Annotated in this window: 25 protein-coding genes; 15 read left to right on the top strand and 10 right to left on the bottom strand. The window is 70.1% G+C overall.

All coding sequences use genetic code 11. The annotated features are described in order from the left end of the window. Positions 1-41: 41 nt before the first annotated feature. Complete coding sequence (locus ASF45_RS12505; RefSeq protein WP_056662324.1) at positions 42-1,454, bottom strand: PLP-dependent aminotransferase family protein; 1,413 nt, start codon at positions 1,452-1,454, stop codon at positions 42-44. A 113-nt stretch (positions 1,455-1,567) separates the two neighbouring features. On the opposite strand from ASF45_RS12505, the gene ASF45_RS12500 reads away from it, so the two are divergent. From ASF45_RS12500 to ASF45_RS12470, 7 genes are read left to right on the top strand one after another with little or no spacing between them, the layout of a single operon-like run. Beyond that, a complete protein-coding gene (locus tag ASF45_RS12500; RefSeq protein WP_056662319.1) occupies positions 1,568-2,167 on the top strand; it encodes a LysE family translocator in 600 nt (199 codons plus the stop codon). Then, positions 2,164-3,105, top strand: coding sequence for a DMT family transporter (locus ASF45_RS12495; RefSeq protein WP_056662316.1), 942 nt, complete (start codon positions 2,164-2,166; stop codon positions 3,103-3,105). Before ASF45_RS12500 ends, ASF45_RS12495 begins: the two co-directional genes overlap by 4 nt. Next, a complete protein-coding gene (locus ASF45_RS12490; protein ID WP_056662314.1) occupies positions 3,102-4,319 on the top strand; it encodes a PLP-dependent aminotransferase family protein in 1,218 nt (405 codons plus the stop codon). The genes ASF45_RS12495 and ASF45_RS12490 overlap by 4 nt, the downstream gene beginning before the upstream one ends. 20 nt (positions 4,320-4,339) lie before the next feature. Then, positions 4,340-4,948: a glutathione binding-like protein gene (locus ASF45_RS12485; protein ID WP_235580892.1), complete on the top strand. Its 609-nt coding sequence runs from the start codon at positions 4,340-4,342 to the stop codon at positions 4,946-4,948. Next, positions 4,945-5,862 carry a PhzF family phenazine biosynthesis protein gene (locus tag ASF45_RS12480; RefSeq protein WP_056662308.1) on the top strand — a complete coding sequence of 306 codons (918 nt, stop codon included), beginning with the start codon at positions 4,945-4,947 and terminating at the stop codon, positions 5,860-5,862. The genes ASF45_RS12485 and ASF45_RS12480 overlap by 4 nt, the downstream gene beginning before the upstream one ends. Then, positions 5,859-6,827 (top strand): threonine dehydratase, encoded by a 969-nt coding sequence (locus tag ASF45_RS12475; protein WP_056662305.1) that lies wholly within the window; start codon positions 5,859-5,861, stop codon positions 6,825-6,827. Before ASF45_RS12480 ends, ASF45_RS12475 begins: the two co-directional genes overlap by 4 nt. A 3-nt stretch (positions 6,828-6,830) precedes the next feature. Then, a complete protein-coding gene (locus ASF45_RS12470; RefSeq protein ID WP_056662303.1) occupies positions 6,831-7,463 on the top strand; it encodes a LysE family translocator in 633 nt (210 codons plus the stop codon). 1 nt (position 7,464) lies between these two features. Here the strand turns inward: ASF45_RS12470 and ASF45_RS36420 are convergent, their stop codons facing one another. Both ASF45_RS36420 and ASF45_RS36415 read right to left on the bottom strand, forming a co-directional pair. Beyond that, positions 7,465-7,758 carry a type II toxin-antitoxin system RelE/ParE family toxin gene (locus ASF45_RS36420; protein ID WP_056662300.1) on the bottom strand — a complete coding sequence of 98 codons (294 nt, stop codon included), beginning with the start codon at positions 7,756-7,758 and terminating at the stop codon, positions 7,465-7,467. Then, on the bottom strand, positions 7,746-8,030 hold the full coding sequence (locus ASF45_RS36415) for a hypothetical protein (RefSeq protein ID WP_056662297.1): 285 nt from the start codon (positions 8,028-8,030) through the stop codon (positions 7,746-7,748). Before ASF45_RS36415 ends, ASF45_RS36420 begins: the two co-directional genes overlap by 13 nt. A 101-nt stretch (positions 8,031-8,131) precedes the next feature. Between ASF45_RS36415 and ASF45_RS12455 the strand changes: the two genes are divergently transcribed. Then, positions 8,132-8,815, top strand: coding sequence for a histidine phosphatase family protein (locus tag ASF45_RS12455; protein ID WP_056662294.1), 684 nt, complete (start codon positions 8,132-8,134; stop codon positions 8,813-8,815). Between the two features lie 84 nt (positions 8,816-8,899). Next, positions 8,900-10,093, top strand: a complete 1,194-nt coding sequence (locus ASF45_RS12450) for an ABC transporter substrate-binding protein (protein ID WP_056662291.1) — start codon at positions 8,900-8,902, stop codon at positions 10,091-10,093. A gap of 4 nt (positions 10,094-10,097) precedes the next feature. Here the strand turns inward: ASF45_RS12450 and ASF45_RS12445 are convergent, their stop codons facing one another. After that, positions 10,098-11,138 carry an alcohol dehydrogenase family protein gene (locus ASF45_RS12445; protein WP_056662288.1) on the bottom strand — a complete coding sequence of 347 codons (1,041 nt, stop codon included), beginning with the start codon at positions 11,136-11,138 and terminating at the stop codon, positions 10,098-10,100. A 104-nt stretch (positions 11,139-11,242) separates the two neighbouring features. On the opposite strand from ASF45_RS12445, the gene ASF45_RS12440 reads away from it, so the two are divergent. After that, positions 11,243-12,460: an ABC transporter substrate-binding protein gene (locus ASF45_RS12440; protein ID WP_056662285.1), complete on the top strand. Its 1,218-nt coding sequence runs from the start codon at positions 11,243-11,245 to the stop codon at positions 12,458-12,460. A gap of 64 nt (positions 12,461-12,524) precedes the next feature. Beyond that, entirely contained in the window at positions 12,525-14,075 is a 1,551-nt protein-coding gene (locus ASF45_RS12435; RefSeq protein ID WP_056662282.1) for an AMP-binding protein, read from the top strand. A gap of 1 nt (position 14,076) precedes the next feature. Here ASF45_RS12435 and ASF45_RS12430 read toward each other — a convergent pair whose 3' ends face one another. The 4 genes from ASF45_RS12430 to ASF45_RS12415 all read right to left on the bottom strand — a co-directional run bounded on the left by ASF45_RS12430 (position 14,077) and on the right by ASF45_RS12415 (position 18,210). Then, on the bottom strand, positions 14,077-14,886 hold the full coding sequence (locus ASF45_RS12430) for a FadR/GntR family transcriptional regulator (RefSeq protein WP_056662279.1): 810 nt from the start codon (positions 14,884-14,886) through the stop codon (positions 14,077-14,079). 43 nt (positions 14,887-14,929) lie between these two features. Then, positions 14,930-15,991, bottom strand: a complete 1,062-nt coding sequence (locus ASF45_RS12425; RefSeq protein WP_056662277.1) for a phosphotransferase family protein — start codon at positions 15,989-15,991, stop codon at positions 14,930-14,932. Positions 15,992-15,993: 2 nt separating this feature from the next. Then, positions 15,994-17,268 (bottom strand): acyl-CoA dehydrogenase family protein, encoded by a 1,275-nt coding sequence (locus tag ASF45_RS12420; protein WP_056662271.1) that lies wholly within the window; start codon positions 17,266-17,268, stop codon positions 15,994-15,996. 207 nt (positions 17,269-17,475) lie between these two features. Further along, positions 17,476-18,210: an SDR family NAD(P)-dependent oxidoreductase gene (locus tag ASF45_RS12415; protein WP_056662268.1), complete on the bottom strand. Its 735-nt coding sequence runs from the start codon at positions 18,208-18,210 to the stop codon at positions 17,476-17,478. A gap of 142 nt (positions 18,211-18,352) precedes the next feature. On the opposite strand from ASF45_RS12415, the gene ASF45_RS12410 reads away from it, so the two are divergent. The 3 genes from ASF45_RS12410 to ASF45_RS12400 all read left to right on the top strand — a co-directional run bounded on the left by ASF45_RS12410 (position 18,353) and on the right by ASF45_RS12400 (position 21,498). Then, positions 18,353-19,066 carry a GAF domain-containing protein gene (locus tag ASF45_RS12410; protein WP_056662264.1) on the top strand — a complete coding sequence of 238 codons (714 nt, stop codon included), beginning with the start codon at positions 18,353-18,355 and terminating at the stop codon, positions 19,064-19,066. Between the two features lie 126 nt (positions 19,067-19,192). Beyond that, the gene (locus ASF45_RS12405) at positions 19,193-20,767 is read left to right on the top strand and encodes a tannase/feruloyl esterase family alpha/beta hydrolase (RefSeq protein WP_056662260.1); all 1,575 of its coding nucleotides are present in this window, start codon (positions 19,193-19,195) and stop codon (positions 20,765-20,767) included. Positions 20,768-20,817: 50 nt separating this feature from the next. Continuing rightward, entirely contained in the window at positions 20,818-21,498 is a 681-nt protein-coding gene (locus ASF45_RS12400) for a Crp/Fnr family transcriptional regulator (protein WP_056662257.1), read from the top strand. On the opposite strand, the gene ASF45_RS12395 is transcribed toward ASF45_RS12400, so the two are convergent. Both ASF45_RS12395 and ASF45_RS12390 read right to left on the bottom strand, forming a co-directional pair. Beyond that, complete coding sequence (locus ASF45_RS12395) at positions 21,499-22,941, bottom strand: MFS transporter (protein ID WP_056662254.1); 1,443 nt, start codon at positions 22,939-22,941, stop codon at positions 21,499-21,501. It abuts the gene before it with no gap. Beyond that, the gene (locus ASF45_RS12390; RefSeq protein WP_082550974.1) at positions 22,938-23,783 is read right to left on the bottom strand and encodes a PPK2 family polyphosphate kinase; all 846 of its coding nucleotides are present in this window, start codon (positions 23,781-23,783) and stop codon (positions 22,938-22,940) included. Before ASF45_RS12390 ends, ASF45_RS12395 begins: the two co-directional genes overlap by 4 nt. A 164-nt stretch (positions 23,784-23,947) precedes the next feature. On the opposite strand from ASF45_RS12390, the gene ASF45_RS12385 reads away from it, so the two are divergent. Continuing rightward, positions 23,948-24,985, top strand: coding sequence for a sulfate ABC transporter substrate-binding protein (locus tag ASF45_RS12385; RefSeq protein ID WP_056662252.1), 1,038 nt, complete (start codon positions 23,948-23,950; stop codon positions 24,983-24,985). Positions 24,986-25,035: the final 50 nt, after the last annotated feature.

Raw genomic sequence — 25,035 nt, 5'->3', positions numbered from 1 at the left:
GCCAGCGCCCGCACCCCGTTGCTTGCGCTCGAATTCGGGCGCTACATCGCCCCGCGCACGCGCTCGAACACCTTCCAGAAGGCCTGGGCCTGCGTGGTCGCGAAGTTGATGCGCATCAGCGTGCCGGGCTTGCGGCCGGCGTGGAACAGCGCGCCAGGCGCGAGCAGGTAGCCCTCGTCCAGCAGGCGCAGGGCCAGCGCCTCGGTGTCCACACCCGTGTCGACCCAGCCGAACAGGCCGGCCGGCTCGCTGACGAAGCTGCAGCCGGCCGCACGCGCCAGCTTCACGCTGCGCGCGCGCGCCTGGTCCAGCCGCGTGCGCACGCGCTGCGCGTGGCGGCGCAGCTGGCCCTGCTCGATGCACCAGGCCATGGCCTGCTCCAGCAGCGCCGGGGTGGTCAGCGTCGTCAGCATCTTGGTGTCGCGCAGGCGCTCGACAAGGTCGGTCGGCGCGGCCAGGTAGCCCACGCGCCAGCCCGGCGCCAGGATCTTGGCGAAGCCGCTCACGTAGATGGTGCGCTGCAGCCCGTCGAGCGCACAGAGCCGCGTGGCGTGGTCGGGCGCCAGGTGGCTGTAGGTGTCGTCCTCGACGATGTGGAAGTCGTGTGCATTGGCCAGGGTCAGCACGCGGTGCGCGCTGCCGGGCGTCAGACAGTAGCCCGTGGGGTTGTGCAGCACGCTCACGCTGACGAACAGCTTGGGCGCATGGGCCTCGCAGTAGCGCGCCATGACCTCGATGTCGGGCCCGTCGGCGCGCCGCGGCACGGGCAGGATCACGGCGCCCAGCGCCTGCAGCCGCGCGAACTCGATGGCCCAGCCGGGCTCCTCCACCATCACATGGTCGCCGGCGCGCAGCAGCGTGCGGCTCACGAGGTCCAGCGCATGCGTGGCGCCCACCGTGGTGACGATCTGCTCGGGCGCGGCCGGCACGCTGAGGTCGGCCAGCTTGTGCGACAGCGCACGCCGCAGCGCCGGATCGCCGGACGGGTCGCCGTACTGCAGCGACAAGGCCTTGAGCCCCTGCCCCGCCGTGACCCGGCGCACGCCCGCGGCCACGATGTCGCCGGCCAGCCAATCGACCGGGAACACGCCGATGCCGGGCTGCGGCAACTGGCTGCCGCTCTGGAACATGCCGCGCATGAGCGCCGCGGCGTCGACCTGGCGGCGCCAGGCCGGCGCGGCGGCCAGCGAGGGGCTGGTCGCCGCAGCGGCCGGCGGCGCCACGCGCTGCTCGCGCACGAAGAAGCCGCGGTTGCGCTGCGCCTCCACCAGGCCCTGGGCCAGCAGCCGGTCGTAGGCGGCCACCACCGTGGCCGGGCTCACGCCGTGCTGCTCGGCACACTGGCGCACCGAGGGCAGGCGTGTGCCGGCGGCCAGCAGCCGGTCGCCGATGCGTTCGGCGAAATACGCGGCCAGCTGTTCGGTCAGCGACTGCGAGGCGGTGCGCATGAGCATGAGGGGTCGTCCTGTCGGCAGATGTATCGGCTTGTCGAACAATACAGTAGCGCTACAGAATGGCCGAACTGTATTGGTGGTGTGTTGGTCATGACTATAGAGTCTGTATCCCTATGAATGCAAGCGAACTGAGTGCCCTGCTGCTGCTGGCCACGGCCATGAGCTTCTCGCCCGGGCCCAACACCGCGCTGTCGTCGGCGCTGGCGGCCAACCACGGCCTGCGCCATGCCATGCCCTTCATCTGGGCCGTGCCGGCGGGCTGGGGCCTGGTGCTGCTGCTGTGCACCGCCGGCCTGGGCGCGCTGGTGGTCGCCCAGCCGGCCCTGGCGCTCGCGATCAAGCTGCTCGGCGTGGCCTACCTGCTGTGGCTGGCCTTCAAGCTCGCGCGCAGCGCCCGGCTCGGCGAGGCCGATGCACGCAAGCTGAACGTGGGCTTCGTGCAGGGCATGGCGCTGCAGTTCGTCAACATCAAGGCCTGGATGCTGGCGCTGGCCATCGTCGCCGGCTGGATCGCCGGCCGCGAGGATCTGCTGCCACGGCTGGCGGTCGTGCTGCCGCTGATGCTGTGCTTCGCCTTCTTCAGCAACCTGACCTACGCGCTGATGGGTGCGCTGCTGCGGCAGTGGCTGGCGCAGGGGCAGCGGCTGCTGTGGTTCAACCGCGCGATGGCCGCCGTGCTGGTGCTCACCGCCGCCTGGATGCTGCAGGCATGAGCACGCGCGACGAGAACCTCGGGCTCTGGCTGGGCGTGCTCGGCGTGGCGCTGTTCGCCATCACGCTGCCCATGACGCGATTGGCCACGGGCACGGCCGCGGCGCCGCAGCTGTCGCCCTGGTTCGTCACGCTGGGGCGGGCCGCGCTGGCCGGCGTGCTGTCGGTGCTGTTCCTGCTGGCCACGCGCTCGCCGCTGCCGGCGCGCCGGCACCTGGTGCCGCTGGCCATGGCCGTGCTCGGCAACGTGGTCGGCTACCCGCTGCTGCTAGCCTATGCGCTGCGCGTGGTCACGGCCAGCCACGCGGCCGTCATCACGGCGCTGCTGCCGCTGGCCACGGCGGCCGTGGCGGCAGCGGTCATGCGCCAGCGCGCCCCGCTGGGCTTCTGGCTCTGCGCGGCGGCCGGCAGCGTGCTGGTGGTGGTGTTCTCGGTGCTGCGCGCGGCGCAGCACGGCGGCGGCTTCGGCTTCGAGTGGGCCGACCTGCTGCTGGTGGGCGCCGTGCTCGCGGCCTCGCTGGGCTACGTGTACGGCGCCAAGGTCACGCCCGAACTCGGCGCCGAGCGCGTGATCTGCTGGGTCTGCGTGCTGGCTCTGCCGCTCACGCTGCCGGCCACGCTGTGGCTGTGGCCCACCACGCCGGTGGCGCCCAGCGCCTGGGCCGGCTTCGTCTACGTGGGCGTGTTCTCGATGTGGATCGGGTTCTTCGCCTGGTACCGCGGCCTGGCCCTGGGCGGCGCGCTGCGCGTGAGCCAGACGCAGCTGCTGCAGCCCTTCCTGTCGATCCTGGCGGCGGTGCCGCTGCTGGGCGAGACACTGGACACCGTGACGCTGGGATTCGCCGCCGCCGTGGTCGCCACGGTCGTCCTGGGCAAGAATCTGGCCCGACCCGCATCCTCTTCCGAACCGACAACCAAGACCGCCACAAGGAGCACATGATGTCCTGGACCCTGGCCGCCCGCGCCCAAAAGATGAACCCCTCGGTGATCCGCGAGATCCTCAAGGTCACCGAGAAGCCCGGCATCATCAGCTTCGCCGGGGGCCTGCCCTCGCCCAAGACCTTCCCGGTCGCCGAGTTCCGCGCCGCCTGCGAGAAGGTGCTGACCGAGGACGGTCCCGCCGCGCTGCAGTACGCCGCCAGCGAAGGCTACGGCCCGCTGCGCGAGATGGTGGCCGCCGGCCTGCCCTGGAAGGTCGACCCGGCGCAGGTGCTGATCACCACCGGCTCGCAGCAGGGCCTGGACCTGGTGGCCAAGATCCTGCTGGACAGCGGCAGCCGCATGCTGGTGGAAACGCCGACCTACCTGGGCGCACTGCAGGCCTTCACGCCGATGGAGCCGCGCGCCGTGTCGGTCGCCAGCGACGACGAAGGCGTGCTTGCCGACGACCTGGCGGCCAAGGCCGGCCAGGGTGCCGAGCGCGCCCGCTTCGCCTACCTGCTGCCGAACTTCCAGAACCCGACCGGCCGCACCATGAGCGAGGCGCGCCGCGCCGCCGTGGTGGCCGCCGCCGCCAACGCCGGCGTGCCGCTGCTGGAGGACAACCCCTACGGCGACCTGTGGTTCGACCAGCCGCCGCCGGCCCCCTTGACTTCCCGCAACCCGGACGGCTGCCTGTACCTGGGCTCGTTCTCCAAGGTGCTGGCGCCGGGCCTGCGGCTGGGCTTCCTGGTGGCGCCGCCTGCGGTCTATCCCAAGCTGCTGCAGGCCAAGCAGGCGGCCGACCTGCACAGCCCCAGCTTCAACCAGCGCATGGTGGCGCAGGTGATGCAGGACGGCTTCCTGGCGCGCCACGTGCCGACCATCCGCGCGCTGTACAAGAGCCAGCGCGACCACATGCTGGCCGCGCTGGAGCGCGAGATGCCCGAAGGCGTGCAGTGGAGCCGGCCCGTGGGCGGCATGTTCCTGTGGGTGCGGCTGCCGGCCGGGCTGGACGCGGTGGCGCTGCTGCCGCGCGCGGTCGAGCGCAACGTGGCCTTCGTGCCCGGCGCCGCGTTCTACGCCGACACGCCCGAGAGCGACACCATGCGCCTGTCCTTCGTGACGGCCAGCGCCAGCCAGATCGACATCGGCATCGCGGCGCTGGCACAGACCATCCGCGAGGCCCTGCAGGCCCAGCGCAGCGGCCAGCCCGCCGCCGCGGTCCAGCTATGACGCTCCACATCTGGGGCCGCATGAGCTCCATCAACGTGCGCAAGGTGGTCTTCGCGGTGCAGGAACTGGGCCTGTCGGCCCAGCGCACCGACGCTGGCGGCCACTTCGGCCTGGTGACCGAGCCCGACTACCGCGGCAAGAACCCCAACGGCATGGTGCCGCTGCTGGAAGACGGCGAGGTCACGCTGTGGGAATCCAACGTGATCGTGCGCTACCTGTGCGCGCGCCACGCGGCCGGCACGCTCTACCCCGAGCCGCTGAACGCGCGCTTCACGGCCGAGATGTGGATGGACTGGCAACAGACCACGCTGAACCCGGCCGGCCGCGCTGCCTTCGTGCAGCTCGTGCGCACGCCAGCCGAGCAGCGCGACGACGCCGCCATCGCGCGTTCCATCGCCGAGACCGAGCCGCTGCTCGACCTGCTGGACGCCGAACTCGCGCGCCGCCCCTACCTGGCCGGCGCGGACTTCACGATGGCCGACATCCCCGTGGCCTGCGAGATCCACCGCTGGTACGGCCTGCCCCTCGATGCCTCCGCGCGCCCGCAGCGCGCCCACCTGGACCGCTGGTACCAGGCCGTGAGCGCACGGCCCGGCGCCGTCGGCGTACTCGACGCCCCCCTGTCATGACACCCCGCTCCCGCCCCTTCCGCCAGGTCGACGTCTTCACCGACCAGGCCTACTACGGCAACCCGCTGGCCGTGGTGCTCGACGCCACCGGCCTCACCGACGCGCAGATGCAGCGCTTCGCGCAGTGGACCAACCTGTCGGAGACGACCTTCGTGCTGCCGCCCACCGAGGCCGGTGCCGACTACCGGCTGCGCATCTTCACGCCGGGTGGCGAGCTGCCGTTCGCCGGCCACCCCACGCTGGGCAGCTGCCATGCCTGGCTGGCCTCGGGCGGCCAGCCGCGCGGCGGCGAGGCCATCGTGCAGCAGTGCGGCGCGGGCCTGGTGCGCATCCGGCGCGAGGGCGACCGCCTGGCCTTCGCCGCGCCGGCGCTCAAGCGCAGCGCACCGCGCCCGACCGAACTGGCCCAGGTGGCCTCGGCGCTGGGCCTGAAGCCCGCGCAGATCGTCAGCAGCCAGGTGCTGGACAACGGGCCCGTGTGGTTCTCGCTGCTGCTGGACGAGCCGGCCACCGTGCTGCGCCTGCAGCCCGACCACATGCTGCTCAAGGCCCTGGGGCACACGGTGGGCGTGGCCGCGCTCGACGGGGCGGCGGCCACGCCGCTGATCGCGCGTGGCAACCGCGAGGCGCGGGCCTTCGGCGCGTCCACGCCGGCTGCAGCGCCTGCGCCCTCGCTCGTGGTGCGCGCATTCGCCGCCGCCGACGGCATCCCCGAAGACCCCGTCACCGGCAGCCTGAACGCCAGCCTGGCGCAATGGCTGATCGCCGATGGCCACATCGCCGCGCCCTACGTGGCCACGCAGGGCGCCTGCCTGGGCCGCGACGGCACCGTGTACATCGCGCGCGACGACGCTGGGCAGGTCTGGGTCGGCGGTCATTCGACCGTCTGCATCGAGGGCACCGTCCTGCTATGACGGCCCTGCCCACGCTGGCCGAGATCGAGCGCGCCGCCGTGCTCGTGCACCGCGCATTCCCGGCCACGCCCCAGCACCGCTGGGCGCTGGCCAGCCAGCGCCTGGGCACGGACTGCTGGCTCAAGCACGAGAACCACACGCCGGTGGGCGCGTTCAAGATCCGCGGTGGCCTGAGCTACTTCGCTGCGCTCGCGGCGGCCGGCCCGCTGCCGGCCGAGGTGATCAGCGCCACGCGCGGCAACCACGGCCAGAGCATCGGCTGGGCCGCGCGCGCCCATGGCGTGGCCTGCACCATCGTCGTGCCGCACGGCAACTCGGTCGAGAAGAACGCCGCCATGCGCGCACTGGGCGTCACGCTCATCGAACATGGCCACGACTTCCAGGAAAGCCGCGAGTTCGCCATCGGCCTGGCAGCGGAGCGCGGTGCCCACATGGTGCCCAGCTTCCACCCGGCGCTGGTGCAGGGCGTGGCCACGTACTGGTGGGAGTTCTTGCGCGCGGTGCCGCAGCTGGACGTGGCCTACGTGCCCATCGGCCAGGGTTCGGGGGCCTGCGCGGCCATCGCTGCCAAGCGTGCGCTGGGCCATGCCGTGCGCATCGTCGGCGTGGTCAGCGCGCACGCCACCACCTACGCCGACTCGCTGGCCGCCGGCCGCGTGGTCGAGGCGCCCGTCACGACGCGGCTGGCCGACGGCATGGCCTGCCGGGTGGCGGACGCCCAGGCGCTTTCCATCCTCGCCGAGGGCCTGGACCATGTGGTGCAGGTCACGGACGCCGAAGTGGCGGCCGCCATGCACGCCCTGTTCGTCGACACGCACAACGTGGCCGAAGGCGCGGGCGCGGCCGGTTTTGCGGCTGCGCTCAAGGAGCGCGCGGCGCTGCGCGGCCTGGCCGTGGGCGCAGTGCTGAGCGGCGGCAACGTGGACGCGGCGGTGTTCGCCAAAGTCCTTTCCACCAAGGAGTGACACATGGTTCCCCTGCACGACCTGGGCTGGTTCGCCCTCGCCACGCTGGCGATGGCGCTGACGCCCGGCCCCAACATGCTGTACTGCGTCTCGCGCACGCTGAGCCAGGGCCGCCGCGCGGGCCTGGTCTCGCTGGCCGGCGTGCTGGCGGCCTTCCTCGTGCACATGCTCGCAGCGGCCTTCGGCCTCACGGCCCTGCTGCTGGCCGTGCCGTTCGCGTTCGGCGCGATCAAGGCGCTCGGCGCGGCCTACCTCGCGTGGCTGGCCTGGCAGGCCCTCAAGCCTGGCGGCAGCGGCCCGTTCCAGGCGCGCCAGCTGCCCGCGCATTCCACCGGCACGCTGCTGCGCATGGGCTTTTTGACCAACCTGCTGAACCCCAAGGTCGCGCTGTTCACGCTGTCCTTCTTCCCGCAGTTCCTGCACCCCGAGCACGGCAGCGTGCTGCTGCAGGCGCTGCAGCTCGGCACGGTGCAGATCGCCGCCAGCGCAGCGGTCAACACGCTGGTCATCTTCGGCGCCGCCAGCATCACGGGGCTGCTGTCGCGCAGCGCGGGCTGGATGCGTGCGCAGCGCTATGTGATGGGCTCGGTGCTGGCGTTCCTGGCGCTGCGGGTGGCGTTGATCGAGCGCAAGTGAGTCAGGGCTGGTAGCCAGCCTCGCGCTGGTGCCGGATGGCCAGGACCAGCACGGTGTCTGCGGCCTCTTCGAAGCTGTACAGCGCCAGGTAGCCCGAGCGGCCACGCGAGATGACCAGTTCGCGAAACCCTCCTTCCGCGGGGCGCCCGATCAAGGGATGGTTCTTGAGGATCTGCACAGCCTCGGCGATGAGGCCTGCCGTCACTTCCGCGGCCGTCGGGTCGGATGCACGCAGGAAGTCGGTCAGACGCTCCAGGTCCGACAGCGCACGCCGCGCATAGTTCAGCCGCGCCACGTCCGCGCCTTGGGCCGCGGCACCGCCTGCCCTTGCGCACGCGCACGCAGGTAGGCATGCACCTCGTCGGCATCGAAGGCCTTGCCCGACTCCAGGGCCTCGGCCCGTGCAGCCTGCGCATCCGCCACAAAAGCCGCGCGACGCTCGGCGGCAATGGCCGCAGCGCGGATGGCCTCGACCATGAAGGCGTGCGGCGTCACACCATGCTGCTGCGCCGCTGCCGCAGCGAGTTGCTTCACATCCTCGGGCAGTTTCAACGACGTCGTCGACATGGGGCACACCTCCAAAAAGTGACACCATGGTAACACCCGAACTTTGGCCCGCGTCGCTGCAGTGACAGCGCAAGCCATCCACGGCCTTACAGTCGCCCGCCATGGGAACCCTCTACCTCGTGCGCCACGGCCAGGCCTCGTTCGGCGCCGACGATTACGACCAGCTCAGTGAGCAAGGCAAGCGCCAGTCCGTGCGCCTGGGCGAATACCTCGCGTTCAAGGGCATCACGTTCGAGGCCACGCTGACCGGCACGCTGCGCCGCCACGCGCAGACCTTCGCCGGCATCAAGACCGGCATGGAGGCCGCCGGCACGCCGCCGCTGCCCGAGCCCGCGGCCTGGCCCGGCCTCAACGAATACGACAGCGCGGCCGTGATCGCCACCGTGCACCCAGAGGCCCTGCAGAAGCCGACCACACCCGAGCTCTACAAGCACCACTTCCGCCTGCTGCGCCAGGGCCTGGCGGCCTGGATGGCCGGCCGCGTGCAGCCCGAGGGCATGCCCACCTACGTGGAATTCCGCGACGGCATCGCGGCCGTGCTCGACCACGTGCGCACGCGCCACACCGGCAACGTGCTGCTGGTCTCCAGCGGCGGGCCGATCTCCACCGCGGTGGGTCAGGTGCTGGGCACAGACCCCGAGACCACCATCGACCTCAACATGCGCATCCGCAACAGCGCGGTGACGGAGTTCGTCTACACCCAGAGCCGCCATGTGCTGCTGACCTACAACACGCTGCCGCACCTGGACCACCCCGACCACGCGGGCTGGATCACGTTCGCCTGACCCACGCGATTCGTCGCTTCGGACGATGCGTCTGCCCATGGGCTTTCCGACCATGGCAGGACCATCCAATGAAGGAGACGAAGCATGCGTTTGCGCATTCCTGCCCTCGCCCTGGGCCTTTCCGTGCTGGCCTGGTCCGTACCGGCCGCGGCCCAGACGCCCGGCGTCACCGCCACCGAGATCAAGATCGGCTCGACCCAGCCGCTGAGCGGCCCGGCCTCGGCCTACGGCGTGGTCGCGGCCTCCACCGAGGCCTACTTCACGCGGCTCAACGAAGCCGGCGGCATCCACGGCCGCAAGATCACCTGGCTGCCCATGGACGACGCGTTCACGCCGGCCAAGACGGTCGAGCAGACGCGCAAGCTCGTGGAGCAGGAAGGCGTGTTCATGATCTTCGCGCCGCAGGGCACGGCGGCCTCGTCGTCGGTGACGAAGTACCTCAACGCCAAGAAGGTGCCGCAGTTCTTCGTGAACTCGGGCTCGCACCTGTTCCAGAACCCCAAGGACCTGCCCTGGACGGTGCCCTACCTGCCGACCTACTACGGCGAGTCGCGCATCTACGCCAAGCACATCCTCGCCAACCAACCCAATGCCAAGGTCGGCGTGCTGTACCAGAACGACGACTTCGGTCGCGACTACCTGCGCGGCATCAAGGCCGGCCTGGGTGACAAGGCCGCGAAGATGGTCATCAGCGAGCAGGGCTACGAGGTGACCGACCCGACCGTGGACTCGCAGATCGTGGCGCTCAAGTCGGCCGGCGTGGACGTGCTGCTGCTGGGCTCGCTGTCCAAGCAATCCAGCCAGGCCATCCGCAAGATCGCCGACCTGAACTGGAAGCCCACCATCTACATGAGCTACATCTCGGCCAACGTGTCGCCGACCTTCACGAACGCAGGATTGGACAAGGCCACGGGCATCATCACCGCCACCGCGATCAAGGACCCGACCGACACGCGCTGGGCGAACGACAAGGACTTCCAGGACTGGCTGGCCTGGATGAAGAAGTACTACCCCAAGGGCGACCTCGCCAACATGAGCAATGTGTTCGCCTACATCGCGGCCAACACGCTGGAGCATGCGCTGCGCGAGACCGGCAAGGATCTCACGCGCGAAGGCCTGCTCAAGACGCTCAGCACGCTGGACTACGCTGCCCCCATGCTCACGCCCGGCGTGAAGCTCACCTTCTCGCCCAACGACTACAACCCCTACAAGAAGCTGCAGATGCAGCGCTTCGATGGCACGAAGTGGACGCTGCTGGGCGAGCCGATCGGAGATTGAGTGTTCAATCCGGCGTGAGAACCATCTTCAGCGCGCCGGCCTCGCGCGCATCGAACAGCGCGTAGGCCTGCGCGCCCTGCGACAGCGGCATGCGGTGGCTGATGAAGCGTTCGGGCCGCAGCCGGCCCGAAGCCACCAGCGGGAACAGCGCCGGCAGTTCCTCCGACACCGAGCAGGTGCCGGTGCGGAAGGTCACGCCATGGGCGAACAGCCGCTCCAGCGGCAGCGCGTAGCGGCGCGTCTGGTGCACGCCGATGGCCGACACCGTGCCGCGCCGGCCGACCAGGCGCCAGGCCATGTCCAGCGTGGCGTCCAGCCCCACCACCTCGACCACGCAGTCGAGCTTGCGGCCCTGGGTCTGTTCGCGGATGGTCTCCAGCGCCTCGTCCGGGTGCAGCGCGGTGGCGCCCGCCTGCGCCGCCAGCGCGCGGCGCTCGGGCACGGGGTCGATCGCGTAGACGCGGTGCGCGCCCATCACGAAGGCGCTGTCCACGGCCATCAGGCCGATGGGCCCCAGCCCGATGACGGCCACGCTGGCGCCGGGCCGCACATCGGCCTGGCGCACACCGAACCAGGCCGTGGCCATGCCGTCGGTCAGCATCAACGCCTGTTCTTCAGAAAGGCCGTCGGGAATCTTCACGGCGTTGGCGTCCGCCGCTGGGATGCGAAACGCCTCGGCCTGCAGGCCCTGCAGCGCGGGCGAGATGCCGTAGCACGAGCCCTGGCCGCTCTCGCAGCAGTTGACGTTGCCGGCCAGGCAGGAGCGGCAGGCACCGCAGCCGACCGAGGCCGGAATCATCACCATGTCGCCCGCCTTGAGCCGCGTGACGGCGCGGCCCACCTCCACCACTTCGCCGACCGCCTCGTGGCCCACGCAGAAGCCGGTCTCGGTGGAAAAGCCGTGGCCATGGAAGATGTGCAGGTCGCTGCCGCAGATCGCGCAGCTGCGCATCTTCACGATGGCGTCGCGGTCGGACTGCAGCGTTGGATCGTCCATGGATTCGTGGCGGATGTCGCGGGTGCCGTGGTAGCGCAATGCCTTCATGCCGGGTCTCCTTGGGTTGACGTTGTCTCACTTCAAACTATACAGTCGGTTTGTCAGACAAACAGTCAAAACGGCGCTATGGCGCCATCCATGGAGACAAGGCGATGACGCGCGAGCTCAAGAAAATCCTGGCCGCGGCAGCGGTGCTGCTGGCCACCCTGCCCGCCCTGCCCGCCCTGGCCCAGAAGGCCTACGGCCCGGGCGCGAGCGACACCGAGATCAAGCTCGGCCAGTCCATCCCCTACAGCGGCCCGCTGTCCTCCTACGCCACGCTGGGCAAGGCGCAGCTGGCGTACTTCAAGTGGGTCAACGACCAGGGCGGCATCCACGGTCGCAAGATCAACCTGGTCTCGCTCGACGACGCCTACAGCCCGCCCAAGACGCTGGAGACGACGCGCCGCCTGGTCGAGCAGGACGGCGTGCTGGCCGTCTACGGCACCATCGGCACGCCGACCAACACCGCCATCCACAAGTACCTGAACGGCAAGAAGGTGCCGCACCTGCTGGCCTCCAGCGGCGGCACCAAGTGGAACGACCCGAAGAACTTCCCGTGGACCATGGCCTGGCTGCCGACCTACCACGCCGAGGGCCGCATCTACGCCGAGCACATCCTGAAAACCGTGCCCAACGCCAAGGTGGCCGTGCTCTACCAGAACGACGACTTCGGCAAGGACTACTACAACGGCTTCAAAGAGGGGCTGGGCGACCGGCTCAAGCAGGTGGTGGTGGCCGATGCAACCTACGAAGCCACCGATCCGACCGTGGATTCGCAGATGGTGGCGCTCAAGAGCTCGGGGGCCAACGTGTTCGTGAACCTGGCCTCGCCCAAGGCCGCAGCGCTGGCCGTGCGCAAGGTGCACGAGCTGGGCTGGAAGCCGACCGCGCAGTACCTGGTGTCGATCTCCTCCTCGGTGGGCGCGGTGCTCAAGCCCGCAGGCATCGACGCGTCCACCGGCCTCGTCACCGTGCTGTGGCTCAAGGACCAGGCCGACCAGCAATGGGCCGACGACGCCGGCATGAAGTGGTACCTGGACTTCATGAAGAAGTACTACCCCGAGGGCGACCCGAACGACCTCATGAACGGCATCGCCGTGTCGTCGGCCGCCATCATGGCGCAGATCATCCGGCAGGCCGGCGACAACCTCACGCGCGAGAACCTCATGCGCCAGGCCGCCAGCCTGCAGGGCGCCACGGCGCCGCTGCTGCTGCCCGGCATCACGGTCAACACCAGCGCCACGGACTTCGCCATGGTCGAGTCCATGCAGCTGGCCAAGTTCGATGGCACGCGCTGGGTGCGCTTCGGCGAGGTCATGGGGAGATGAAGCACCGTGCCGTGCCGGCCGTTGCCGCTGACGTCATCCACCATCGAGAACCCACGCGACCGCCATGCACACTGAACTCACCCAACTCGGCTCGCTCGGCGACCTCATCGTCACCGCCCTACAGCGCGGCGGCGACCGCACCGCCTTCATCCACGGCGAACGCCGGACCAGCTACCGCGAGTTCGGCGCGCAGCTGGCGCGGCTGATCGCCGCGCTCGACGCCCAGGGCCTGAAGAAGGGCGACACCATCGCCTCGCTGTCGGGCAACCGGCCCGAGGCCTTCCTGGTCTCGTGCGCAGGCTACCTGATGGGCCTGCGCGTGGGCTGGATCAACCCCACCGCCTCGGAGAACGACCAAGCCTACCTGCTGACCGACGCGGGCGTGGGCACGCTGTTCATCGACCCCGACCTGTTCCGCGAACGCGGCGAGCGGCTGGCTGCGCGCACCGGCATCCAGCGCGTCTGGTGGCTGGCGCCGACCGACGCCGGCACCGACATCGACACGCTCTGCCGCGACGCCGCACCCGCCCCGCTGCTGCCGCGCGCCAGCGCCGACGACGTGGCCGTCCTCGTCTACACCGGCGGCACCACGGGCGTACCCAAGGGCGTGGTCCACACCCACCGCGTGCAGGTGGCGATGACGCTGATGCAGCTGGCCGACTGGGACTGGCCGCAGGAGACGCGCTACCTGGCGCTGACGCCGATCACGCACGCGGCCGGCACCTTCATCCTGCCCACGCTGCTGCGCGGCGGCACCGTGGTGCTCACGCACGGCTTCGGCGCCGACAAGTTCATCGACCTGGTCGAGCGCCACCGCATCACCACCACCTTCCTGGTGCCGACGATGCTCTACGTGCTGCTGGACCACCCGCGGCTGGCCGGGGCCGACCTCTCCAGCCTGCAGATGGTGGCCTACGGCGCAGCGCCCATGCTGCCGAGCCGGCTCGTCGAGGGCATGCGCCGGCTGGGCCCGGTGTTCATGCAGCTCTACGGCCAGTCCGAGGCGCCCATGATGATCACGGTGCTGCGCCAGCGCGACCACGACCCGGAACAGCATCCCGAGCGCCTCGCTTCCTGCGGCTTGCCGGTCATCGGCAACCAGCTGCGGCTGCTGGACGAGCAGGGCCGCGAGGTGCCGCCCGGCGAGGTCGGCGAGATCTGCCTGCGCTCGCCACTGGTCATGGCGGGCTACCTCCACAAGCCCGAGGAAACGGCCAAGGCGCTGCGCAACGGCTGGCTCTACACCGGCGACCTGGCACGCCAGGATGCGGACGGCTACCTCTACATCGTCGACCGCTCCAAGGACATGGTGATCAGCGGCGGCTTCAACGTCTACCCGCGCGAGGTGGAGGATGTCCTGGCGCTGCACCCGGCCGTGTCGTCCGCGGCCGTGGTCGGCGTGCCCGACCCCAAGTGGGGCGAGCAGGTGCGGGCCATGGTGGTGCTCAAGCAGGGCCAGTCGGCCACGGCCGAGGAGCTCATGGCGCTGGTGCGCGAGCACAAGGGCGCCGTCAGCGTGCCCAAGCAGATCCGCTTCGTCGAGCAGCTGCCCGTCACGACGATCGGCAAGCTGGACAAGAAGGCGGTGCGGGCGCGCTTCGCGCAGGAGGGCTGAATCAGGTCTTCTTGCGGGCCACCTTGGGCCGCGCGACAGCCGCAGCATCCGGCCCGGCGATCTGCTTCTGCGCGAGTTCGTACCCGCGCCGGAAATCCACGATGTGCCGGATCGTGCACTGCTCGGCCTCGTCCGCATCGCGCCGGCGCAGCGCGGCCAGCAGGGCGCGGCGCGATTCCAGCATGCGTTTGCTGGCCGCGGGCACATGGTCGAACACGGCTGCCTGGTAGCGCGGGTACATCTGCCGCCACATGGTCTCGTGCGCCAGCAGCAGCGCGCGGTTGCCGCTCATGCGCGCCACCATGTCGTCGAACACGATGTTGGGCTCGACCAGCGAAGCACGCGTCTCGACCGCCTGCTGCAACAGCGCCAGGTGAACTTCGAGCGCATCCAGTTGTGCACCGGTCGCGCGCTCGGCGGCCAGCCGCGCCATGGCCGGGCCGACCGCGCGCACCGTCTCCCACAACTCCTGGAAGCTGATCTCCTGCAGCTGCACCATGCGCTCGAACTGCACACCCAGGTCGGCGTTGGACGGATGGCTGATGACGAAGCGCCGGCTGGTCTCGCGCCGCAGCAGGCTGGCTTCCTCCAGCACACGCACGGCCTCGCGCACGGTGGAGCGGTTGACGCCGAAGGTCTCGCACAGCTGGGCCTCGGTGGGCAACGGGTCGCCTGCGCGCAACCGGCCGTCCAGGACCTGCTGCGTGACGGCCTCGGCCAGCATGCGGTAGGACGGCACGCGCTTGAGCTTGTCGAACGCGAACGCCGGTCCGCCGTCCGTTGCCTGCTGTGCCGTGCCACCTTCCGCCATGCCGCTCTCCGCTTCTGTCAAAACCGGGCGATTGTCGCCAAGCTCAGCCTTGCCGCTCCAGCCGCCGCAATGCGCGCCTGAACAGCAGCAGCGTGTGGGCATGCAACAGTGCCCCGGCCTCAACGCTGGCCTTGCCGGCGCAGGCGCGCGCGTAGGTGCCCTCCAGGATCAGGCCGAGCTTGTAGCAGGCCAGCACCTCGTACCAGAGGATGTGCTCCACGCTGCGCCTGCCATGTGCGGCGTAGCGCGCCACCAGCTCCCCGGCCGTGGCGAAGCCCTGCCAAGGCTGGGTGCGGAACAGCGGTTCGGGCTCAGCACCGGGCTCGGGCCAGGTGGCCAGCAGCCAGCCCAGGTCGAGCAGCGGGTCGCCGATGGTGACGAGTTCCCAGTCGACGATGGCAGCCACCTCGCCGCTGTCGGGCGCGAACAGCACATTGGCCAGGTGGAAGTCACCGTGCAGGATGCCGGGGCGAAAGCTGCGGGGGCGATGCTGCTCCAGCCAGTCGGCCACCGCGGCGATGCCCGGGATCTCCGCCGGGCCAGGCCAGCCGGCGTAGTCGTGGTAGCTCTCCAGCTGGGCACGCCAGCGCGGCACCTGGCGTTCGAGGAAGCCCTCGGTCTTGCCCAGGCCCGCCAGGCCGGCCGCCACATGGTCGACCTCGCCCAGCTCGATCAGCGCGTCGACCATGGACAGGCCCATGCGGTGGCGCAACGTGGCATCGGCGGCGTGCAACGGCGGCAGGGCCACGGACGCGTTGAAGCCCGCCACGGGCTCCATGAGGTAGAAGGCCGCGCCCAGCACCTGCGGATCGGCGCAGGCCGCGATCAGCGCGGGGTGCGGCACGCGGCTGCCGGCCAGCGCGGCCAGCACCTGGGCCTCGCGCTGCATGGTCTTGTTGCCGTCGGCACGTGGGTGCGCCGGCGGGCGGCGCAGCACGTAGTCGCGGCCACTGCGTGTGAAGCGCAGCAGCACGCTCTGCGTGCCGCCCGTGAGCGGCTGCGCCTGCGTGATCGGGCCGCTGCCCAGACCCTGGTCGTCCATCCACGCGGCCAGCCGGCCGAGGTCGACCAGTTCGGCCCAGGGCTGCACCACAGCTTGCACCATCGTCAGCCGAGCAGATGCCGGTACTTGGCCTCGGCAGCCGCCTTGGCACGCGGCCGGTGGTAGGCCGGGAACAGGTCGGGGCAGGCCTGGTACTCGCGCAGCACCTGCCTGGCCACGGTGACCTTGTGCACCTCGGTGGGGCCGTCCGCCAGACCCATGTGGTACGAGAGCACCAGTTGGTCGGTGTAGGGCATCTCGAGCGAAGCGCCCAGCGAGCCATGGATGTGCAGCGCACGCTCGGCGATGTCGTGCAGCACCTTGGGCATCAGCGCCTTCACCGCCGAGATGTCCCTGCGCACTTTCATGTAGTCCTTGTACTTGTCGATGCGCCAGGCCGTGCGCAGCACCAGCAGGCGGAACTGCTCCAGCTGGCACCAGGAGTCGGCGATCTTCTCCTGCACCATCTGCTTGTCTGCCAGCAGCTCGCCCTGGGTCGTGCGCGACAGCGCGCGCTCGCAGAGCTGGTCGAAGGCTTTCTTCGCCTGGCCGATGGTGCGCATGGCGTGGTGGATGCGCCCGCCGCCCAGGCGCGTCTGCGCCACGGCGAAGGCCTCGCCGGGCTGGCCCAGCATGTCGGAAGCCGGCACGCGCACGCCGTCGAATTGCAGGTAGCCGTGCGTGGGCACGGGCTCGTCGGCCAGGCCCACGTTGCGCTGGATGGTCAGGCCCGGCGCGTCCTTGGGCACGATGAACATCGACATCTGCTGGTACGGCGGCGCGTCGGGGTCGGTCACCACCATCACGATGAAGAACTCGGCGTAGCGCGCGTTGGAGGCGAACCACTTCTCGCCCGTGATGACCCAGTCGCCGCCGTCCTGCACCGCGCGCGTCTTGAACACCTTGGGGTCGGCGCCGCCTTGCGGCTCGGTCATCGCGAAGCACGAGACGATCTGGTTGGCCAAGAGCGGCTCCAGGTACTTCTTCTTCTGCGCCTCGCTGCCGTAGTGCGACAGGATCTCCGAGTTGCCGGTGTCCGGCGCCTGGCAGCCGAAGACGATGGGCGCGAAGTGGGCGCGGCCCAGGATCTCGTTGAGCAGCGCCAGCTTCATCTGCCCGTAGCCCTGGCCGCCCTGGTGCGGCGCGAGGTGGCAGGCCCAGAGCTTGCGCGCCTTGACCTGCGCCTGCAGCGGGCGCACCAGCGTGGCGAAGCGCGGGTCGTGGATGTCCCAGGGGCTGCCCAGCACGTGTTCGAGCGGCTCGACCTCCTCGTCGACGAAGCGCTCGACCCAGTCGAGCTGCGTTTGGAATTCAGGATCGGTTTCGAAGTCCCAGGACATGGCTGGCCTTTCAATGCAAGGTGAAACAGATGGATCAGTGAAGCGTCACTCGCAGAGCACAAAGCCGGCTCGCAAGCAGCGGTTCGAGGGGCCGCGGAGCAGGCCATGCCAACAGCCGCCGCGCAACGGGCTCTGCCCGGGCGCTGGCGGCGCCCCTGGAGGGGGATGGGACTTCTACACGCAGCGAGAAGTCCAGACGGGGTGGTTTCACAACGTCAGGCCGCCATCGACGGGAATCGTCTGGCCGATCACGTAGGCCGCCAGCGGCGAGGCCAGGAACAGCGCGACGCCGGCCATGTCGGTGGGCGTGCCGAAGCGGCCCAGCGGGATGCGCTCCATGGCCGTCTCCTTGCGCTGCGGGTGGTCGGTGGTCACGCGCGTCATCTTGGTGGCCACGAAGCCCGGTGCGATGCCATTGACGCGGATGCCGTCGCGCGCCCAGGCGTCGCCCAGCGTGCGCGTGAGGCCGAAGGCGCCGGCCTTCGATGCCGCATAGGCCGGGTTGCCGCGCACGGCGTGGAAGGCCGCCGTCGAGCTGATCGTGATGATGGAGCCCTGGCTGGCCTTGAGCATGGCGTGGAACTTCTCGGCGAAGGTCATGAGGCTGGTCATGTTCACGTCCACCACCTGCTTGAAGGCCGGCGTCTTGAACTCCTGGCGCTTGTAGAGCACCTGGCCCTGCGACAGCACCAGCACGTCGAGCCGGTCGAACGGCGGCGCGAAGGATTCGATGGACTCGGTGCTGCCCGCGTCGATGCGGTGGTAGTGCAGGCCGTTCAGCTGCGAGTCGGGCGAGTCGGCGTAGTCGGCCGCGCTGGCGCGCGTGCCGGCCACGTGCACCGTGGCGCCCTTGGCCCGGAACGCCTGGGCGATGCCGTTGCCGATGCCGCTGGAGCCGCCGACCACGAGCACGGTCTTGCCTGAAAAATCGAGTTCATCCATCCGCATGCCTCCCGCTGTGTTGGTTCGCTCGACCATATCTTATTGTCAGACAAACAGTCAATCACACGAACGCGCACCGCGGTTACAAAACAGTCCGGCACGCACCGCCATCGCGGCACGCGAATTGCACACACCGCTAACCATGGCGACGTCGTCCCCCTTTCCGCCCCGCACCGGTGCGCAGTGGCGCACGCAGGAACTGCAACTGCTCGGCCTGCTGGTGCAGCTGCTGGGCGACGCCGGCACGCCCGATCCGCTGCTGCGCGCCATGCTGGCCGAGATGGATGCCTTGCTGGGCCTGGAGCGCGGGCGCATCGTGCTGGTGATGCCGGGCGACACGCAGGCCCGCATCCACCTGGCCCACGGCCTCACGGACGCGGAGATCGCGCGCGGCGTCTATGCCCTGGGCGAAGGCGTCACCGGCCTGGTGCTGGCCAGCGGCCAGGCCGTGCTGGTGCAGGACATCGATGCGGAGCCGCGCTTCCTGGCGCGCAGCGTGGCACGCGACCACCTGCCCGACGAGGGCCAGGCCTTCCTTGCGCTGCCGATCCAGGTCGAAGCGCGCACCGTGGGTGTGCTGAGCTGCCACCGCAGCCGCCTGCCCGACCGCACGCTGGACGACGACCTGGATCTGCTGCGCCTGCTGGCCGCGCTGGCAGGGCAGCGCCTGCGCCTGCGCGTGCCGCGCCCGCTGGTGCGCCCCTACCTGCCGGCCCATTCGCACACCCTGCAGGAGCTCGAGCGCGTGCTCGCGCTGCACGGCAACCGGCAGGCGCGCGCCGCCGAGGCCCTGGGGCTCACACTGCGCCAGTTCGGCTACCGGCTGCGCAAGGCCAGGGCCGAAGGCGGCGGCTGACCGGCCCGCTGCCGGTCTGGGGAAAACCCCCAGGATTGCGCGCCCCAATTGTTCCTGCGCTGACATTCAGGCCAGGTGCTGCGTGACACACTGACCGCGTCAGTTCAACCAACGAGAGGAGACGCGATGCAGTGCCATGCAGGATTGCCTTTTTCCCGGTTCACGCTCACCGTCCTGGCCGCCGGCGCCTTGCTGGGCTGCGGCGGCAGCGACGACCACGGTGACAACGGCGCGGGCAACGCGTCGGCCACGGCCGAGCAGGCGTGCGCGGCCCTGGCCGGCAAGACGCTCGCAGGCGCCACGGTGAGCACGGCCGCCACGGTGGCCGCCAGCGCCACGGCCCCGCTGTACTGCAAGGTCAACGCGACCATCGCGCCGCAGCTCAACCTGGAACTGCGCCTGCCGCAGCAGTGGAACGGCAAGCTCTACTACGGCGGTGGCGGCGGCTACAACGGCGCCATCCCCGATCTGTCCGGCCCCAACCTCAACGCACTGACGCAGGGCTACGCCACGGTCAACAGCGACTCCGGGCACCAGGGCAACGTGCTGTCGGCCGACTTCGCGCTCAACGACACCTACGCCGCCAACCTGTTCGGCTCGCTGTCGGTGCCCACCGTGCTGTCGTCGGCCCGCGAGATGGTGCAGGCCGCCTACGGCAAGCAGCCCGACCGCGCCTACTTCGAAGGCTGCTCCAACGGCGGGCGCGAGGCGCTGATGGCGGCCCAGCGCAACCCCAACCTGTTCGACGGCATCATCGCGCGCGCGCCGGCTTACAACTGGGTCGGCTTCATGGGCCAGTTCAACCGCACGGCCAAGGCATTGGCCGCACCCGGCGGCGGCTTCAGCCCGGCCAAGGTGGCGACGCTGGCAGCAGCTGTGCGCAACGCCTGCGATGCCGGCGACGGCATCGTCGATGGCGTGGTGGCGAATCCGCAGGCCTGCAGCTTCGACCCCGCCGTGCTGCGCTGCGCGGGGGGCGCGGACACCGGCAATGCCTGCCTGTCCGATGCACAGCTGGCGGCCGTGTCGTCGTGGACCGCCACGGCCTCGTGGGCTGGCGGCGCCTACACCAATGCGGGCTGGGCCCTCACCGGCAACGAGGACGACCCGGGCGCCTGGGCCACCTGGGTCAGCGGCACGCCGAACGTGCAATTTGCGCTGCAATACCTGTTCCAGGACACGACCGTCAAGAACTACCTGGCACGCGACCGCACGCAGGATTCGCTGGCCTACACCTGGGATTCCAACCTCAACGCGGTCTACGCGCTCGCCGCACTGAACGACGCCACGAACGCCGACCTGCGGCCGTTCAAGAACAGCAACGCCAAGCTGATCCTCTGGCATGGCGGCAACGATGCGGCGCTGAGCCACAAGGCCACCACGGCCTACTACCAGGCCGCCACCGCCGCCGTGGGCGGCCAGGCCGCGATGGACGCGTTCGCGCGCTACTACATCGCCCCCGGCGTGAACCACTGCGCGGGCGGCCCGGGCGCCGACGACACCGACCTGCTGGCCGCGCTGGACAACTGGGTGAGCAACAACGCGGCGCCGGCGACCCTCACGGCACGCAAGGTCGTGGCCGGCGCCACGCAGCTCACGCGCCCGCTGTGCCAGTACCCGCAGTACCCGCGCTACACCGGGCCCGCCAACAACGCGGCGGCCGCGGCGCTGGCCAGCAACTACACCTGCACGGCGCCCTGACGCGCGCCAGCGGTGCCGCACCCGCGGCACCGCCGCATGCGCACTGTCCCATGCCGACACCTGGCGAACTCGCCGCCTTCTTCGAACGCTGCAGCTGGCCGCGCGCGCTCACGCAGGCCGAACGCAGCGTGGCCTTCGAGGCGCTGACCATGCGCTGCCATGACGCACATTCCCATGTCTGCCAGCGCGATGAAATCGCCGACAGTTGGATCGGCGTGATGGAGGGCTTCCTCAGCGTGCAGGACACGACGCTGGAGGGCAAGCTGATCATGTACACCGGTGTCGCGCCGGGCGGCTGGGTCGGCGAAGGCTCCTTGCTCAAGCCGGAGGAGCGCAAGTACGAGATCGTGGCCACACGCCCCACCGTGACCGTGCACCTGCCACGCAAGACCTTCGGCTGGCTGCTGGAGCGCAGCATCCCCTTCAACCACTTCATGCTGTCGCACCTGAACGAGCGGCTCGGGCAGTTCATCGCGATGGTGAAGTTCGACCGCCTGCTGGAGCCCACGGCGCGCGTGGCACGCGGCATCTCCGGCCTGTTCCACCCGGTGCTGTATCCCAACACCGACGCCACGCTGCGCATCAACCAGGAGGAGCTGGGCTGGCTGGTCGGCGTGTCGCGCCAGCGCGTGAACACGGCGCTGACCGAGCTGGAGGCTGCGGGCCTGATCCGCCGTGGCTACGGCCACCTGGTGGTGATGGACCGGCAGGGCCTGTCGCGCTACCCCTAGTCAGTCCGCCGGCCCGCGCAGCTCCGCCCCCGCGTTGCGGTCCAGCCGCACGAACCACAGCAGCGACAGCATGGTCACGGCGCCGATGCACCAGTAGGCCGGCGCGAAGTCGCCCGCCGCCAGCTGCGCCGGATCGCCGCCGCGCCAGTGCGCCGCCAGGCCCAGCAGCGCCGCGCCGAACAGCACGCCCAGCGACAGCGACAGCTGCTGCGCCATGGTCGCCAGCGTGGTCGCGTGGCTCATGCGCGGCTTGGGGATCTCCGAGTAGCCCAGCGTCTGCAGCGCCACCATGCCCATGGAGTTGACGAGCCCGCCCAGCATCAGCGTGACGAAGATCAGCGGGTGCGGCGTGGCCGGCGTGAACAGGCTGTAGCTCGCATAGGCCAGGCTGGTCATCACCGTGGTGCCCAGCAGCAGCGGCTTGAAGCCCAGCCAGCCGATGGTGCGCGTGACCACCACGCGCGTGGCCAGTGAGCCGACGGCCGTGGCCACCGTGATCAGGCCCGAGGCCAGCGGCGACAGCCCGAAGCCCAGCTGCATCATGAGCGGCAGCAGGAAGGGCGAGGCGCCGATCGCGATGCGCAGCGGCATGCCGCCGACGATGGAAGCGCGGTAGGTCGGGTGCCGCAGGATGGTGAGGTCGATCAGCGGCGCCGCGATGCGCCGGCTGCGCCACACATACAGGCCGAGAGCGCCTACGCCCGCGCCGCCGGCCAACCATTCCAGCCAGCCCGGCACCAGGCCCTTGCCGGCGAACTCGATGGCGCCCAGCACCGCGGTCAGCCCCAGCGCCAGCAGGCCGAAGCCGATGCTGTCGAAGGGTGGCGGCGCCGGTGCCGGCTCGCCCGGGCGCGGCCCGGGCAGGAACTGCAGTGCCAGCCAGATGCCGAGCACGCCGAACGGCACGTTGACGAAGAAGATCCAGCGCCAGGACGTGAAGCTCACGATGGCCCCGCCGAACAGCGGCCCCAGCATGCGCCCGATGGTGGGCGGCACCGTGAACCAGACCATGGCCGAGACCATCAGCGCCGGCGGCACGCTGCGCAGCAGGATCAGCCGGCCCACCGGCACCATGAGCGCGCCGCCCATGCCCTGCAGGATGCGGAACAGCACCAGCTGGTGCAGCGTCTGCGCCATGCCGCACAGCGCCGAGCCGAGCGCGAACAGCGCGATGGCCCAGCAGAACACGCGGCGCGCGCCGAAGCGCTCGGCGCACCAGCCCGACAGCGGCAGGAACACCGCCAGGCTCAGCAGGTAGGCCGTGATGGCCAGGTTCAACCGCAGCGGCTGCACGTCGAGCGCGCGCGCGATGCTGGGCAGCGCGGTTGCCATGACCGAGGTGTCCAGGTTCTGCAGGAACAGCGGGCAGGCGACGACGACCGGGATCAGCCGCGTGCGCCAGCCGACCGGCGCCGCGTCCGCCGCGCGGGCGGCAGCACTCACACGATCTTCCCGGTCGGCAGGTCCGCCGGATCGGGCGGGTAGCGCAGCTGCAGGCCTTCCAGCTTGCGCTTGAGCAGCGTGGCGATCATCAGGTTGCGGTGCGTCTTGGAGTCCGCCGGCACGATGGTCCAGGGCGCCCAGGGCGTGCCGGTGGCGGCGATGGCGTCCTGGTAGGCGCGCTGGTAGTCGTCCCATTGCGCGCGCACGGTCAGGTCCTCGGGCTGGAATTTCCAGCGCTTGGCCGGGTCGTCCAGCCGCGCCTGCAGCCGCTCGCGCTGCTCGTCCTTGCCGATGTGCAGCATGAACTTGCAGACCACGGTGCCGGTTTCGCAGAGCATGCGCTCGAAGTCGTTGATGTGGGCGTAGCGCTGGCGTTGCTGCTCGGGCGTGATCCAGCCATGCACGACGGGCACCAGCACATCCTCGTAGTGGCTGCGGTTGAAGACCACGATGTCGCCCGCGCGCGGCACCTCGCGGTGGATGCGCCAGAGCACATCGTGCGCCTTCTCCTCATCGGTCGGCGCCTTCCAGCCGACGGCACGCACGCCCAGGGGACTGGCGCGGCCGAACACGCTGCGCAGCGTGCCGTCCTTGCCGCTGGTGTCGATGCCCTGCAGCACCACCAGCAGCTTGAAGCGCTTGTCGGCGTAGAACAGGTTCTGCAGCGTGTCGATCTCCAGCGCCAGCGCGTCCACGGCAGCCTTGTCCTGCGCCTTGTCACCGCTGGAGAAGGGCTTCGCCGAAGGGTCGATGCCGGCCAGCTGGAAGCGGGCCTTGGGATTGCTGTGCGTCAGCGCGGCGAGCTTGCGGGCGCTGGGCCCGGCGGAGGTGGATGCGGTCATGCGGCGACGATAGCAGCGGCCCGTTCGTGCTGCAGCGCCGCGTCTGCCGGCGAGCGCGTCCTTTAGACGCCAGAGGAATAAGTTAGGGACAATTCAATCGTTCCTGTTTGAAGGGTGGACTTTGAGAATCGCGGCACCTGCAACGATTCCAGCGAAAGTTCCCCATGCAAACGCGCCGCCGTCTCCTGAGCCATCTCTCCAGCGCCACGCTGGCCCTGTCCCTGGGCGCCGCGCTGGCCCCAGTGGCCGCCCAAGCCCAGCCGGCTCCGGTCACGCTGCTGAACGTGTCCTACGACCCCACGCGCGAGCTGTACGTGGACTACAACAAGGCCTTCGCCGCGCACTGGAAGACCAAGACCGGCCAGGACGTGACCATCAAGCAATCGCATGGCGGCTCGGGCAAGCAAGCCCGTTCCATCATCGACGGCCTGGACGCCGACGTGGCCACGCTGGCCCTGGCCGGAGACACCGACGCACTGGTGAAGAACGGCGGCTGGCTCGCCGCCGACTGGCAAAAGCGCCTGCCGCACAACGCCTCGCCCTACACCTCGACCATCGTGTTCGCCGTACGCAAGGGCAATCCCAAGGGCATCAAGGACTGGGACGACCTGGTCAAGCCCGGCGTCAGCGTGATCACGCCCAACCCCAAGACCTCGGGCGGCGCGCGCTGGAACTACCTGGCGGCCTGGGAATACGCCAAGCGCAAGAACGGCGGCAACGACGCCAAGGCCAAGGAATTCGTGGCCGCGCTGTACAAGAACGTGCCCGTGCTGGACACCGGTGCGCGCGGCTCCACGATCACGTTCGCGCAGCGCGCGCAGGGCGACGTGCTGATCGCCTGGGAGAACGAGGCCTACCTGCTCGACAAGGAATTCGGCGCCAAGTTCGACGTGGTCGCGCCCTCGCTGAGCATCCTGGCCGAACCCGCGGTGGCCGTGGTCGACAAGAACGTCGACAGGAAGGGCACGCGCGCCGTGGCGGAGGAATACCTCAAGTTCCTGTACTCCGAAGAGGGCCAGGACATCGCCGGCAAGCATTTCTACCGCCCTGCGGTGTCGGACAAGGCCAAGACCAAGTACGCGGCGCAGTTCCCCAAGCTGAACCTGTTCACGATCGACCAGGCCTTCGGCGGCTGGGCCAAGGCCGACAAGGCCCATTTCGCCGATGGCGGCAGCTTCGATCAGATCTACACGGCGAAGTAACAAACTGCAGGGGCATGCGCCCCGGGTCGACAGGCGCGCAGCGCAGGCCT

This window comes from Pseudorhodoferax sp. Leaf265 (assembly GCF_001422365.1).
Classification (GTDB): domain Bacteria; phylum Pseudomonadota; class Gammaproteobacteria; order Burkholderiales; family Burkholderiaceae_C; genus Pseudorhodoferax.
Note: the sequence above shows the minus strand (reverse complement) of the source record. Positions and strands in the feature narration are given on the sequence as shown.